This is a genomic window from Streptomyces sp. NPDC056628 (assembly GCF_042792555.1).
GTDB lineage: Bacteria > Actinomycetota > Actinomycetes > Streptomycetales > Streptomycetaceae > Streptomyces.
This window is the reverse complement of sequence record NZ_JBHTWG010000010.1, coordinates 82634-96206: the sequence shown is the minus strand read 5'-3', so window position 1 is coordinate 96206 and position 13573 is coordinate 82634. Positions and strand designations below refer to the sequence as shown.

Sequence of the window (13573 nt, the reverse complement as noted above, 5' to 3'; positions counted from 1 at the left end):
GGACGGGGACGTCAGGTCTTGGTGCGGAACTTGTGGATCGCGACCGGCGCCATCACGGCCGTGATGAGCACCGACCAGCCGAGCGTCACCCACAGGTCGTGGGCGACCGGCCCGCCCACCATCAGCCCGCGGGCCGCGTCGGCGAGCGTGGACAGCGGGTTGTAGTCGGTGAACGCCTGGAGCCAGCCCGGCATCGACGTCGTCGGCGCGAAGATCGACGAGCCGAACTGGAGCGGGAACAGCACCAGGAAGCCCATCGCCTGTACGGACTGCGCGCTCTTCATCATCACGCCCAGGGTGAGGAACACCCACATGATGGACGAGGCGAACGCGGTGGACAGGGCGACCGCCGCGAACAGCCCGGCCCAGTGCGTGATCTCGAAGCCGACCAGGACCGCGACGACCATCAGCACCGCCGTCGCGAACAGCATCCGCAGCAGCTCCACGGAGATCTTGGCGAAGAGCACCGAGCCGCGCCCGATCGGCAGCGACCGGAAGCGGTCCATGACACCGGAGTTGAAGTCCTGGCTGAACCCGGTGCCGACGCCCTGCGACAGCGTCATGCTCATCATCGCGATCATGCCGGGGATCACGTACTGGACGTACTGGTCCTGCCCGCCGCCCAGGGCCTGGCCGATCGAGCCGCCGAAGACGAACACGAACAGCAGGGTGAAGATGACCGGCATCAGCAGCGCGTCGGCCATCGACTCGGGGTCCTGCCGGATCCACAGCAGGTTGCGGCGGACGAGCGCGCCGGTGTGCCGCAGGTGCCCGCGCAGCGGGATCCGCGCGTCGTCGGTGGGACGGGTCTCGGTGGTGATGGTGGCGGCGCTCATACGGCGACCTCCTCGCGGTCGTCGGCGGGCACGGCGTCCTGGGGCGCACTGGCGCGGTGGCCGGTGAGCGAGAGGAACACCTCGTCCAGGCTGGGCAGTTCGGTGGTGATGGAGGCGAGGGTGACCCCGCGCGCGGTGACGGCGCCGACGATCGCGGTCAGCTGCTCGTCGCTGAGGACGGGGACGAGCAGGGTGCCCGTCTCGGCGTCGACGGTGGTGCTGGCGAGCCCGGTGATGCCGAGGTCGTCCAGGTACCCGGCGAGCGGCCGCAGTTCGAGGGCGTCGGTCGGCCGGATCCGCAGGGTGCGGCCCCCGACCTTCGCCTTGAGCTCGTCGATCCCGCCACCCGCGATGACCTTGCCGCGGTCCACGACCGTCAGCTCCGAGGCGAGCTGCTCGGCCTCCTCCATGTACTGGGTGGTGAGCAGGACGGTCACCCCGTCCCCGACCATCGCCTTGACCTCGTCCCACACCTCGTTGCGGGTGCGCGGGTCGAGGCCCGTCGTCGGCTCGTCGAGGAACAGCACGGCCGGCCGGCCGATCATGGAGGCGGCCAGGTCGAGCCGGCGGCGCATACCGCCCGAGTAGGTGGAGGCGGGCCGCTTGGCCGCCTCCGTCAGCGAGAAGCGCTCCAGGAGCTCGTCGGCGCGGGTGCGGGCCTCCTTGCGGGGCAGGTCCAGCAGCCGTCCGATGAGGTACAGGTTCTCCCAGCCGGGGAGCTTCTCGTCGACGGAGGCGTACTGCCCGGTCAGGCCGATGACCCGGCGGAGCTGCCGGGGCTGCCGCACGACGTCGTAACCCGCGACGGTGGCCTGCCCGGCGTCCGGGGTCAGCAGGGTGGACAGGATGCGTACGAGGGTGGTCTTGCCGGCGCCGTTCGGCCCCAGCACGCCCATGACGGTGCCCTCGCGGACCTCCAGGTCCACACCGTCCAGTGCCTTGGTCTCGCCGTAGTGCTTGACCATCCCCCGTACGGAGACGGCGCCGCTCGCGCCGCCCGGCGTGTTGTCGATTCGCGTCATGGCACCGACAGTGGCAGACGCCACCGACAAACCGCCGACAGCCCGCCTACACCCCGCCGGCCGCTCTGTCGGCGGCCCCGTTCCCGCTCAGGAGACGGACGGGCCGACCTCGACGCGCGCCGCGACCGGCAGGTGGTCGCTCCCGGTCCTGGGCAGCGTCCACGAGCTGGACGGCTCCACACCCTTGACCATGATCTGGTCGATCCGGGCCATGGGGAACCGCGCCGGCCAGCTGAACCCCATCCCGGTGCCGGACGCGCCCTGCGTCGAGCGCATCTGGGCGGTGACGGCGTTGAGCGCGCGGTCGTTCATCGTGCCGTTCAGGTCGCCGAGCAGGACCACCCTGTCCACCCGCTCGTCGGCGATGGCCTCGCCCAGCGCGTCGGCGCTCTTGTCGCGCTGACGGGCGGTGAACCCGGCCTCCATCTTCACGCGCACCGACGGCAGATGGGCGACGTAGACCGCGACCTCGCCGGACGGTGTGTCCACCACCCCGCGCATGGCGCGGGTCCAGCCCAGCCGGATGTCGACCGGCCGCACCCCGGTCAGCGGGTACCTGCTCCACAGCCCGACCGTGCCCTGCACCGAGTGGTACCGGTACGTCGAGGCGAGCGCCTTCTCGTACGCCGGCACCGCCGAGGCCGTCAGCTCCTCCAGGGCCACCACGTCCGCGCCGGACGCGGCGACGTCCCGGGCCGTGCCGGACGGGTCGGGGTTCCCGGCGTTGACGTTGTGCGTGGCGACCGTCAGATCGCCGCCGGTGCCGGTCTTGTCGGTGAGCAGTCCGCCGAAGAGGTTCAGCCAGACGATCGCCGGGACCAGCACGGCGATCAGCGCGGTCGCCGACCGGCGCACCACGCCCAGCACCAGCAGCAGCGGGACGAACACGCCGAGCCAGGGCAGGAACGTCTCGGTGAGGCTGCCGAGGTTCCCGATCGCGTTGGGGATCTGCGCGTGCAGCACCATCACCAGGGCCAGCGCGAGGGCGAGGACCGCCGGCACCAGTCCGCGGCGCCAGACGCCCGGATCGCGCCACCATCCGGCGGTCAGGCGGTCCGTCAGGCGCCGGAGCCCGGGCCTGCGGCGCTCGTGCCCCGGGCCGCCGTCGTCCGTCTCCGTCACGTACGCCTGTTGCGCCATACCGTCGCCTCACTACCTGCCGTGCAACACCGTCGTCCCCCCGCGCCCAGAGAAAACCCTAGGGGATGATCGGCTCCGTTCCCGCCGTCCTGAAGACGGCCGTACGGGGGCGAGGACGTGGAAGCGGGCCCGGGCAGTTCCGCCGTCCTGGGAAGAACGCGCGTTCTGTGACGGAACGCGCACCACCTCCTAGGTCCTGGGCGGGCTGACGGGCCGTAGGCCATCGAGCACGGCGTCGGCCATCTGCTCCGCGAGACCCTCCGGGAGGTCGGCGTCCGGGCGCATCACGGCGCGCACCAGCATCGGGCCGAACACCATGTCGTTCATCACGTCGATACCGACGTCCGTGCGCAGCTCGCCGGTCTCCTGGCCGCGCCGCAGGATCGCGTGCTGCTTGCGGCGCCGCGGCTCGATCACGTTCGTCCGGTAGGCCTCCCAGAGCTTCGGGCTGGTCTTCATCTGGGCGATCACGTTGTGCAGCAGCACCGACGAGCGGGTCATCAGGCCGCGCTGCCTGACCTGTTCGAGCAGAGCCACCACGTCGTCGCGCAGCGAGGTGCCGGGCAGTTCGGGGGACTGCGGCTCGGCGGCCCGCACGATGTCGACGAACAGCTCCTCCTTGCCGCTCCAGCGACGGTAGATGGCGGCCTTGCCGACGCCCGCGGTGCGCGCGATGCGCTCGATGGACAGCTCCGCGAGCGGCACGCCGTCCTCCAGGAGCTTCAGCACGCCCTCGGTGATGGCCCGCTCCACGGCCTCGCTGCGGGGGCGGCCCCGGGCGGGGCCGTCCTGCGGGGGACGACTGTCGGCGACGCTCACTGGGGTCGCTCCTTTCCGTGGGGCCGGGCCGATTCTCCCCCGGTGCGGACGCCGCCGGAACGACGGCGTCCGCGCGTCCGCGCTATTCGGACGTCACGAGCTCCTTCTCCCCCTCGTCCTCGCGCGGGCCGGCGGGCCGCCCCGGCAGGAACAGGGCCACGACGACCGCGCCGAGCACCGCGACGCCGGCTCCCCACAGCGCCGTGACATGCATGGCGTGCAGGAACGCGTCGTGGGCCGGGCCGATGAGGGCCTCCCCGCGCGGGCCGAGCCTCTCGGCGACCCCGAGGGTGGCCTCGATGGACTCGCCCGCGGTGTGCCGCACGCCCTCCGGGAGCGCGGTGAGCCGGTCCTCGATGCCGCCCCGGTAGGCGGTGGACAGCACCGAGCCGAGCACCGCGATGCCGAGGGCGCCGCCGACCTGCCGGAAGGTGTTGCTGAGCGCGGAGGCGGAACCGGCCTTCTCGCGCGGCAGGGCCTGCATGATGACGACGCTGATGGGCGTCATGATGTGCGCCATCGCGGCGCCCATCACGAAGAAGACGACCTCCAGGAGCCAGATCGGGGTGTCCGCCTCGAAGGTGGCGAAGGAGGCCAGTGTGGCGGCGATGAGGACCATGGCGCCGGTGGTGGTGGCCCGGTGGCCGATCCGGTCGACGAGGAGCCGGGCCCGCGGGGCGAAGATCATCTGGGCGGCGGCGAGCGGCAGCATCAGCAGGCCGGCCTCCAGCGGCGAGTAGCCGCGCACGCTCTGGGTGTAGAAGACGGAGAAGAACGTCACGCCCATGAGGGCGAAGAAGACCAGCGCGATGACGCCGACCGCGGCCGAGAAGACCTTGTTGCGGAAGTACCCGACGTCGATCGACGGGTGGTCGCTGCGCTTCTCGAAGATCACGAAGGCGGCGAGGACCACGAGGCCGGCGGCGATCGTCAGCAGGACCGCCGGATCGGTGAAGTCGGCGAGCTGGCCGCCCTTGATGATGCCGTACACGAGCAGGACCAGGCCGACCACGGAGAGCACCACACCGACGGGGTCGATCCGGCCGGGCCGCGGGTCGCGCGAGTCCGGGACGAGCCACAGCATCAGCGCGAGCGCGAGCAGCACGATCGGCACGTTGATCAGGAAGACCGAGCCCCACCAGAAGTGGTCGAGCAGCAGACCGCCGGTGATCGGCCCGATGGCGATGGCGAGGCCGACGCCGCCGGCCCAGATGCCGATGGCCTTGGGCTGCTCGTCCCGCTCGAAGACGTTCATCAGCACCGCGAGCGTGGCCGGCATGACGAACGCGGCGCCGAGGCCCATGACGGCACGGAAGACGATCAGCTCGCCCGGCGAGCCGGAGAACGCGGCGAGCGCCGAACCGATGCCGAACACGGTGAGACCGCCGAGCAGCACCTTCTTGCGGCCGAGCCGGTCCCCGAGGACGCCCGCGCTGAACAGCAGCCCGGCGAAGACGAGGGTGTAGGCGTTGATCGCCCATTCCAGCTCGCTCTGGGTGGCGCCGAGGCCGGTCGGCGCGGGCGTCGAGATGGTCTTGATGGCGACGTTGAGGATGGAGTTGTCCAGCACGACGATCAGGAGGCTGAGCATCAGCACACCGAGGATCGCCCAACGGCGCCGGTGCACCGCCTCCGGTATGCGGGTGACTGGGGCGGGAGAAGTCATGGTGCCGACCGTAGCGTCATAACGATACGGGTCCGTCTCGTATCGTAAATTCTTACCCGAACCTTACGTGACGAAACGGTCACGGGCGCGGGGCGGAACTCACATGCGGCGGTCTGGCCCCGCCCGGCACGAAGTGCCACCATGGACCTGGTCCGGGGACGCCGTCAGGGCGCCTCGAGATGACATGAAGGAGCCGTTGCCATGACGCAGCTCTCGGCTGCCCAGACGCCTCAGGGGAAGCCCTCCGACGCCGGAAAGGCGCTGTACGGAGGCAAGAGCACCCGCCGCATCACCGTCCGCGACATCGCCCTCGCCAAGGAGCGGGGCGAGAAGTGGCCCATGCTCACCGCGTACGACGCGATGACCGCGTCCGTGTTCGACGAGGCAGGCATCCCGGTCATGCTCGTCGGCGACTCGGCGGGCAACTGCCACCTCGGCTACGAGACCACCGTGCCCGTCACCCTCGATGAGATGACCATGCTGTCGGCGGCCGTCGTCCGGGGCACCTCCCGCGCCCTGATCGTCGGCGACCTGCCCTTCGGCTCCTACCAGGAGGGCCCGGTGCAGGCGCTGCGCTCGGCGACCCGGCTGGTCAAGGAGGCCGGCGTCGGCGCGGTCAAGCTGGAGGGCGGCGAGCGCTCGCACCGCCAGATCGAGCTGCTGGTCGAGTCCGGCATCCCGGTGATGGCCCACATCGGCCTGACCCCGCAGTCCGTCAACGCCATGGGCTACCGCGTCCAGGGCCGCGGCGAGGAGGCGGCCGCGCAGCTCCTGCGCGACGCCAAGGCCGTCCAGGACGCCGGCGCCTTCGCGGTCGTCCTGGAGCTGGTGCCGGCCGAACTGGCCGCCGAGGTCACCCGCGTCCTGCACATCCCGACCGTCGGCATCGGCGCCGGCCCCGAGACCGACGCCCAGGTCCTCGTGTGGACCGACATGATGGGCCTGACCGGCGGCCGCGTCCCGAAGTTCGTCCAGCAGTACGCCGATCTGCGCCGGGTCATGGGCGACGCGGCGAAGGCCTTCGCCGAGGACGTCGTCGGCGGGACCTTCCCGAGCGAGGAGCACTCCGTCCACTGACGGCCCGCCCCCTGAACCACTGCGGCACCGAGCGCCCCGCCGATCTTCCCCCGTCGGCGGGGCGCTTTCCGTGCGCGGCGAACCGTGCACGCCCGGGAACCCGCGTCCCCGGAAGGTCCGTCAACCACGTGGACCAGCACGCCACTTCGACGGCTACGGCCGGGGCTTCGCGCCCCGTTCGCGCAGCATGTCGGCCATCAGGTCGATCTCCGCATGCTGCCCGTTCACCATCGTCCGCGCGAGCCTCTTCTCCACGCCGACCGCGCACTTGTCCAGACAGCCCTCGGCCATGTGGATGCCACCCTTGTGATGGGCCGTCATCAGCTGCAGGAAGAAGACCTCCGCCTGCTTGCCGTTCAGCGTGCCGAGCCTCTTCATCTCCGCGTCGGTCGCCATGCCCGGCATCAGCGAGCCCTCCCCGGCGGAGGGCATGTCACCCATGCCCATCCAGGTCATCGGCGCGTCCGCCGACACCTTCGGCAGCTCCCACAGGTCCAGCCAGCCCAGCAGCATGCCGCGCTGGTTGGCCTGGGTCTGCGCGATGTCGTACGCGAGCCGGCGCACGTCCTCGTCGTCCGTGCGGTCGCGCACGACGTACGCCATCTCCACGGCCTGCTGGTGGTGCACGGCCATGTCCCGCGCGAACCCCGCGTCCGCCGAGCCGGCGTCCGGGACCGTGTCGTTCGAGCCGTCCCCGGCGGCCGCGTAGGTGATCGCGCCGGCGGCGACGAGGACGGCCGCCGCGGTCCCCGCCATCCAGCCGATGTGCCGCCTCACTCCGGCAGACCACCCGTGCAGGCCGCGCCCGGCTCGGGCGTCTGCTTGCCCTGGACGTAGGTCTCGAAGAACTTCCCGACGGCCGGGTCGTCCGCGCTCTTCACCGTGCGCTGGTGCCCCCACGCGCTCAGCATGATCGGGTCCTTCTGCTTCTCGTCCGGGCTCATCAGCGTGTACGGCGTCTGCTTCACCTTCGCCGCCAGCGCGTCGACGTCGGACTTGGACGCCTTGGACGTGTACGTCACCCACACCGCGCCGTGCTCCAGCGAGTGCACGGCGTTCTCCCGCCGCAGCTCCTTGGTGTAGACGTCGCCGTTGCAGTTCATCCAGGCCCGGTGGTGGTTGCCGCCGACCGGGGGCTCCATCGGGTACGTCACGCTCGTCTCGACGTGGGTGCTGGCCAGCTTCCCCTTCCAGGTGTTCACGCCGTCGTCGCCGGCGACGAACTTCCCGGAGGTCTTGTCGGGCTTCGCGGCCTCGTCGTCACCGGTCTGCGAGCGGACGAGGACGACCCCGCCGACGACGAGAGCGGCGACGATCACCGCGGAGACGCTGATCGTGATGACGCGGCCGCGGCGCTCGCGGGCCCGCTCGGCCCGCCGCATCTCCTCTATCCGCGCCTTGCGCTCGGCACTGTTCCTGTTCTTGGCGGAGCCCATGAGGTCATGTCCTTCGGCGAAAGGGGCGGTCGGGTTCGCTGATCGTAATGGGGAAGGGGTGGCCTCTCGTAGGGAGGTGACGACAACGGCCGGATCACGGGGACGGCCGCCTCGATTGTCCCGGCACCGGGCCGCCGTCGGCCGGGCGCACCTAGGAGGTGACGGCCTCGCCACGGGGGTGACCGCTCACCCTCATCACAACATGCATACGGTATGCAAATGGTAGCGGGGCCGGTCCGGCAGGGGCAGCGATTACGGAAGTCGGTGCGAGCAGGCAATATGGGCGGCAGAGCGGTTCACCCGACACCGCGGCGGCACCCCTGCCGACCGCCGGGCGTTCGGCCGGGGTCGATCCCACGATCAAGGCCCGCAACGCGCCGGAAACCGTGGTGTGGTGGGATGCTCAGGTGCCCGACCGCCTTCCGCAGCACCGGGGACAGGCGGCCTGACCAGCAAGGATGGGGAAGCGGAAGATGGACAAGCAGCAGGAGTTCGTGCTCCGGACGTTGGAGGAGCGCGACATCCGGTTCGTACGGCTGTGGTTCACGGACGTGCTGGGCTTCCTCAAGTCCGTGGCCGTGGCCCCCGCCGAGCTGGAGCAGGCCTTCGACGAGGGGATCGGTTTCGACGGGTCCGCGATCGAGGGCTTCGCCCGCGTCTACGAGTCCGACATGATCGCCAAGCCCGACCCGTCGACCTTCCAGATCCTGCCGTGGCGCGCCGAGGCCCCCGGCACGGCCCGGATGTTCTGCGACATCCTCATGCCGGACGGCTCCCCGTCCTTCGCGGACCCGCGCTACGTCCTCAAGCGCGCCCTCGCCCGCACCTCCGACCTGGGCTTCACGTTCTACACGCACCCGGAGATCGAGTTCTTCCTGCTGAAGGACAAGCCCGTCGACGGCACCCGCCCCACCCCGGCCGACAACTCCGGGTACTTCGACCACACCCCGCAGAACATCGGCATGGACTTCCGCCGCCAGGCGATCACCATGCTGGAGTCCATGGGCATCTCGGTGGAGTTCTCCCACCACGAGGGCGCCCCCGGCCAGCAGGAGATCGACCTGCGCTACGCCGACGCGCTCTCCACGGCCGACAACATCATGACGTTCCGCCTGGTCATGAAGCAGGTGGCGCTGGAGCAGGGCGTCCAGGCGACGTTCATGCCGAAGCCGTTCTCCGAGCACCCGGGCAGCGGCATGCACACGCACCTCTCCCTCTTCGAGGGCGACCGCAACGCGTTCTACGAGTCCGGCGCCGAGTACCAGCTCTCCAAGGTCGGCCGCTCCTTCATCGCGGGCCTGCTGCGGCACGCGGCGGAGATCTCCGCGGTCACCAACCAGTGGGTGAACTCCTACAAGCGCATCTGGGGCGGCTCCGAGCGCACCGCGGGCGCCGGCGGTGAGGCCCCCTCGTACATCTGCTGGGGCCACAACAACCGCTCCGCCCTGGTCCGCGTCCCGATGTACAAGCCGGGCAAGACCGGCTCGGCCCGCGTCGAGGTCCGCTCCCTGGACGCGGGCGCCAACCCGTACCTCGCCTACGCGGTCCTGCTCGCCGCCGGCCTCAAGGGCATCGAGGAGGGCTACGAACTCCCGCCCGGCGCCGAGGACGACGTGTGGGCCCTCTCCAACGCCGAGCGCCGCGCGATGGGCATCGAGCCCCTCCCGCAGAACCTCGGCGAGGCCCTGACCCTCATGGAGAACAGCGACCTGGTCGCCGAGACCCTCGGCGAGCACGTCTTCGACTTCTTCCTGCGCAACAAGAAGAGCGAGTGGGAGGAGTACCGCAGCGAGGTCACGGCCTTCGAGCTGCGGAAGAACCTGCCGGTGCTGTAGGCACCTCCGGGAAAACAGGGGCCGGCGGTCACGGACCGCCGGCCCCTTCGGCGTCCCGGGGGCCTACTCCGCGGCCGCCGCCTGCTCCGCCAGCACCGCGTGCAGCGGCTGGTTCGTACGGCGGCGGTACTCCTGGACGGACCAGCCGTTGCCGTCGGGGTCCTTGAAGTACATGAAGGTGGCGCCGTCGTCCGGCGCGTACTGCACCGGCTCCGACACGTCCAGGCCCCGCTCGCGCAGCTCCGCGTACGCCGCCTTGATGTCGGCCACGCAGAGCTGGAGGCCCTGGTAGGAGCCGGGCTGCGGCACGGTCTCGCCTTTGGTCATGTCCCAGATGCTGTCGCCCAGGGCGATCGAACAGCCGGAACCCGGCGGGGTCAGCTGGACGATGCGCATGCCCGGCATGACCTCCTGGTCGATGTCGACGTGGAAGCCGACCTTGTCGCGGTAGAAGTCACGGGCCCGGTCGATGTCGGTCACGGGCAGCGGGATCACTTCGAGGGTGAAGTCCATCAGCGGTCTCCAGGGTCGACGGCGGCGGGTCTGGCTGAACGGCTCCCCCTTACCGAAGCCGAAATCGGTACGAGGCGCCACCGAAACGCCCGGACTGGACACATCCGCCCGCCGGCGACCGCGTGAGGACGCGTCGGCGCCGACGGCCGGGACTGCGGCTAGGCTCGATCACGTACGGCCTTGATCGGACGCGTACACCCCTGATCGGAACGGGAGGGCGAGCATGACGGCGCCGGGACGCAGGAGCAGTACGTTCACTCGGCTGCTGCGGCACGGTTTCACCGACCCGTCGGCCGCCGAACGCCTCCTGGACAGCCCCGACCTCACCCCCCTCAGGAACGACCCGGTCCTCCTGGAGGCCCTGGGCGCCACCGCCGACCCCGACCTCGCGCTCAACGGCCTCGTCCGGCTCACCGAGGCCCAGCCCGGCCCCGCCGACCGGCGCGAACTGCTCGACACGCTGATAGCGGCCAAGCCGCTGCGCGACCGGCTGCTCGGCGTGCTCGGCGCCTCCGCCGCCCTCGCCGACCACCTCGCCCGGCACCCCGGCGACTGGCAGACCCTGGTCACCTACGAGCCGCGCGACCTGCACCCCGGGGTGGAGGAGTTCGAACGGGCCCTCGCCGAGGCCGTCGACCCCGTCACCCTGCGCGTCGCCTACCGGCGCTGCCTGCTGTCCATCGCCGCCCGCGACGTCTGCGGCACCACCGACCTCGCCCAGACCGCCGCCGAGCTCGCCGACCTCGCCACCGCCACCCTGCGCGCCGCCCTCGCCCTCGCCATGGCCGACGCCCCGCAGGACGCCGCGCAGTGCCGGCTCGCGGTGATCGCGATGGGCAAGTGCGGCGGCCACGAGCTCAACTACGTCTCCGACGTCGACGTCATCTTCGTCGCCGAGACCGCCGACGGCGCCGACGAGGGCAAGGCCCTGCAGGCCGCCACCCGGCTCGCCTCGCACATGATGCGGATCTGCTCCGAGACCACCGTCGAGGGCTCCATCTGGCCCGTCGACGCCAACCTGCGCCCCGAGGGCCGCAACGGCCCCCTGGTGCGCACCCTCAGCAGCCACCTCGCCTACTACCAGCGCTGGGCCAAGACCTGGGAGTTCCAGGCGTTGCTGAAGGCCCGCCCGGTCGCGGGCGACCTGGAGCTGGGCGCGGAGTACGTCGCCGCGCTGCGGCCCCTGGTGTGGAAGGCCGCCGAACGCGACAACTTCGTCGCGGACGTGCAGAAGATGCGCCGCCGCGTCGTCGAGAACATCCCGGCGTCCGAGGTCGACCGCCAGCTCAAGCTCGGCCCCGGCGGGCTGCGGGACGTCGAGTTCGCCGTGCAGCTGCTCCAGCTGGTGCACGGCCGCGACGACGCCGCCCTGCGCAGCGGCACCACCCTGGACGCCCTCCATGCCCTCGCCGCCGGCGGCTACGTCGGCCGGGCCGACGCCGCCCAGCTCGACGCCGCCTACCGCTTCCTGCGCTCCATGGAGCACCGCATCCAGCTCCACCGGCTGCGCCGCACCCACCTGGTCCCCGAGGACGACGCCGACCTGCGCCGCATCGGCCGCTCCCTCGGCCTGCGCGCCGACCCGGTCGCCGAGCTGACCCGTGAGTGGAAGCGGCACACCAGCGTCGTACGGCGGCTGCACGAGAAGCTCTTCTACCGGCCGCTGCTGGACGCCGTCGCCCAGCTCGCCCCCGGCGAGGCCCGGCTCAGCGCGGGCGCGGCCCGCGAACGGCTCGTGGCCCTCGGTTACGCCGACCCCGCGTCGGCGCTGCGGCACCTGGAGGCGCTGGCCTCCGGGGTGACCCGCGCGGCGGCGATCCAGCGCACCCTGCTGCCCGTCCTGCTGGGCTGGTTCGCGGACTCCGCCGATCCGGACTCCGGGCTGCTGAACTTCCGCAAGGTCTCCGACGCGCTCGGCAAGACCCCCTGGTACCTGCGGCTGCTGCGCGACGAGGGCGCCGCCGCCGAGAACCTCGCCCGGGTCCTGTCGGCGGGCCGGCTCGCCCCGGACCTGCTGATGCGGGCCCCGGAGGCCGTCGCGCTCCTCGGCGACGGCGACGGCGGTCTGGAGCCGCGCACGCGGGCCCACCTGGAGCAGGAGGTGCTGGCGGCGGTGCGCCGCGCCGACAACGCCGTCCAGGGCGTCACGGCGGCCCGTGGCGTCCGGCGCCGCGAGCTGTTCCGCACGGCCGCCGCCGACATCGTCGACTCCTACGGCACCGAGACCAAGCCGGCCGAGGCCGACCAGGGCGCCCTCGTGGACCGGGTCGGCGCCGCGGTCTCCGACCTCACGGCGGCGACGCTGGCCGGCACCCTGCGCGCGGTCGTCCGCGAGGGCTGGGGCGACACCCTGCCCACCCGCTTCGCGATCATCGGCATGGGCCGTTTCGGCGGGCACGAGCTCGGCTACGGCAGCGACGCGGACGTCCTGTTCGTGCACGAGCCGCGCGAGGGCGTCGACGACCAGGAGGCCGCCGCCGCGGCCAACCGCGTGGTGGGGGAGATGAGGCGGCTGCTCCAGATCCCCAGCGCGGATCCGCCGCTGCTGATCGACGCCGATCTGCGCCCCGAGGGCAAGTCCGGGCCACTGGTGCGCACCCTGAACTCGTACGCGGCCTACTACCGGCGCTGGTCGCTGGGGTGGGAGTCGCAGGCGCTGCTGCGGGCCGAGCCGGTCGCGGGCGACGCGGAACTGGCTGGACGGTTCGTCGAGCTGATCGACCCGCTGCGCTATCCCGCGCGGGGGCTCGACGAGGAGGCCGTACGGGAGATCCGGCGGCTGAAGGCGCGCATGGAGTCCGAGCGCCTGCCGCGTGGCGCCGACCCGAAGCTGCACACCAAGCTCGGCCCCGGCGGGCTCTCGGACGTCGAGTGGACCGTCCAGCTGCTCCAGCTGCGGCACGGGGCCGAGGAGCCGGGACTGCGCACCACCCGAACCCGCGAGGCGCTGGCCGCGGCCCTCGCGGCCGGGCTCATCGGCGAGGAGGACGCCGGGATCCTGGACGAGGCGTGGGTGCTGGCGACCCGGGTGCGCAACGCCGTGATGCTGGTGCGCGGACGCGCCGGCGACACCTTCCCGTCGGACCCGCGCGAGCTGGCGGCGGTCGGCCGGTACCTGGGGTACGAGCCCGGTCACGTGGGCGACATGCTGGACGACTACCGCCGTACGGCCCGGCGGGCACGCGGCGTGGTGGAGGAGCTGTTCTACGGCGGATGAGCGGCGGCCGGA

At 71.8% G+C, this 13573-nt stretch carries 11 protein-coding genes; 3 read left to right on the top strand and 8 right to left on the bottom strand.

From position 1 onward, the window contains the following. Window positions 1–11: 11 nt before the first annotated feature. The 5 genes from ACFRAC_RS15710 to ACFRAC_RS15690 form a co-directional block, all read right to left on the bottom strand. Window positions 12–836: an ABC transporter permease gene (locus tag ACFRAC_RS15710; RefSeq protein WP_382924439.1), complete on the bottom strand. Its 825-nt coding sequence runs from the start codon at window positions 834–836 to the stop codon at window positions 12–14. Further along, window positions 833–1858, bottom strand: coding sequence for an ATP-binding cassette domain-containing protein (locus tag ACFRAC_RS15705; RefSeq protein ID WP_382924438.1), 1026 nt, complete (start codon window positions 1856–1858; stop codon window positions 833–835). The genes ACFRAC_RS15710 and ACFRAC_RS15705 overlap by 4 nt, the downstream gene beginning before the upstream one ends. 87 nt (window positions 1859–1945) lie before the next feature. Then, complete coding sequence (locus ACFRAC_RS15700) at window positions 1946–2998, bottom strand: endonuclease/exonuclease/phosphatase family protein (RefSeq protein WP_382924437.1); 1053 nt, start codon at window positions 2996–2998, stop codon at window positions 1946–1948. A gap of 189 nt (window positions 2999–3187) precedes the next feature. Then, on the bottom strand, window positions 3188–3817 hold the full coding sequence (locus ACFRAC_RS15695) for a TetR/AcrR family transcriptional regulator (RefSeq protein WP_382924436.1): 630 nt from the start codon (window positions 3815–3817) through the stop codon (window positions 3188–3190). Between the two features lie 82 nt (window positions 3818–3899). Next, window positions 3900–5483, bottom strand: a complete 1584-nt coding sequence (locus ACFRAC_RS15690) for an MFS transporter (RefSeq protein WP_382924435.1) — start codon at window positions 5481–5483, stop codon at window positions 3900–3902. A gap of 201 nt (window positions 5484–5684) precedes the next feature. Here ACFRAC_RS15690 and panB point away from each other — a divergent pair, with 201 nt between their 5' ends. Beyond that, on the top strand, window positions 5685–6560 hold the full coding sequence (gene panB / locus ACFRAC_RS15685) for a 3-methyl-2-oxobutanoate hydroxymethyltransferase (RefSeq protein WP_382924434.1): 876 nt from the start codon (window positions 5685–5687) through the stop codon (window positions 6558–6560). Between the two features lie 153 nt (window positions 6561–6713). Here the strand turns inward: panB and ACFRAC_RS15680 are convergent, their stop codons facing one another. Further along, window positions 6714–7316, bottom strand: coding sequence for a DUF305 domain-containing protein (locus tag ACFRAC_RS15680; protein ID WP_382924532.1), 603 nt, complete (start codon window positions 7314–7316; stop codon window positions 6714–6716). 17 nt (window positions 7317–7333) lie between these two features. After that, a complete protein-coding gene (locus tag ACFRAC_RS15675; RefSeq protein ID WP_382924433.1) occupies window positions 7334–7996 on the bottom strand; it encodes a DUF3105 domain-containing protein in 663 nt (220 codons plus the stop codon). A gap of 473 nt (window positions 7997–8469) precedes the next feature. On the opposite strand from ACFRAC_RS15675, the gene glnA reads away from it, so the two are divergent. After that, entirely contained in the window at window positions 8470–9831 is a 1362-nt protein-coding gene (gene glnA / locus ACFRAC_RS15670) for a type I glutamate--ammonia ligase (protein WP_382924432.1), read from the top strand. Window positions 9832–9894: 63 nt separating this feature from the next. Here the strand turns inward: glnA and ACFRAC_RS15665 are convergent, their stop codons facing one another. Beyond that, window positions 9895–10344, bottom strand: a complete 450-nt coding sequence (locus ACFRAC_RS15665; RefSeq protein WP_382924431.1) for a VOC family protein — start codon at window positions 10342–10344, stop codon at window positions 9895–9897. A 223-nt stretch (window positions 10345–10567) separates the two neighbouring features. Between ACFRAC_RS15665 and ACFRAC_RS15660 the strand changes: the two genes are divergently transcribed. Continuing rightward, window positions 10568–13561: a bifunctional [glutamine synthetase] adenylyltransferase/[glutamine synthetase]-adenylyl-L-tyrosine phosphorylase gene (locus tag ACFRAC_RS15660; protein ID WP_382924430.1), complete on the top strand. Its 2994-nt coding sequence runs from the start codon at window positions 10568–10570 to the stop codon at window positions 13559–13561. The last annotated feature ends 12 nt before the right edge of the window (window positions 13562–13573 follow it).

Bases quoted from the DNA above. Each gene is read 5' to 3' on its own strand.
- ACFRAC_RS15690 (WP_382924435.1), bottom strand. From the start codon at position 5,483: ATGACTTCTCCCGCCCCAGTCACCCGCATACCGGAGGCGGTGCACCGG.
- ACFRAC_RS15675 (WP_382924433.1), bottom strand. From the start codon at position 7,996: ATGGGCTCCGCCAAGAACAGGAACAGTGCCGAGCGCAAGGCGCGGATA.
- ACFRAC_RS15710 (WP_382924439.1), bottom strand. From the start codon at position 836: ATGAGCGCCGCCACCATCACCACCGAGACCCGTCCCACCGACGACGCG.
- ACFRAC_RS15665 (WP_382924431.1), bottom strand. From the start codon at position 10,344: ATGGACTTCACCCTCGAAGTGATCCCGCTGCCCGTGACCGACATCGAC.
- ACFRAC_RS15680 (WP_382924532.1), bottom strand. From the start codon at position 7,316: ATGGCGGGGACCGCGGCGGCCGTCCTCGTCGCCGCCGGCGCGATCACC.
- ACFRAC_RS15705 (WP_382924438.1), bottom strand. From the start codon at position 1,858: ATGACGCGAATCGACAACACGCCGGGCGGCGCGAGCGGCGCCGTCTCC.
- ACFRAC_RS15700 (WP_382924437.1), bottom strand. From the start codon at position 2,998: ATGGCGCAACAGGCGTACGTGACGGAGACGGACGACGGCGGCCCGGGG.
- ACFRAC_RS15660 (WP_382924430.1), top strand. From the start codon at position 10,568: ATGACGGCGCCGGGACGCAGGAGCAGTACGTTCACTCGGCTGCTGCGG.
- glnA (WP_382924432.1), top strand. From the start codon at position 8,470: ATGGACAAGCAGCAGGAGTTCGTGCTCCGGACGTTGGAGGAGCGCGAC.
- panB (WP_382924434.1), top strand. From the start codon at position 5,685: ATGACGCAGCTCTCGGCTGCCCAGACGCCTCAGGGGAAGCCCTCCGAC.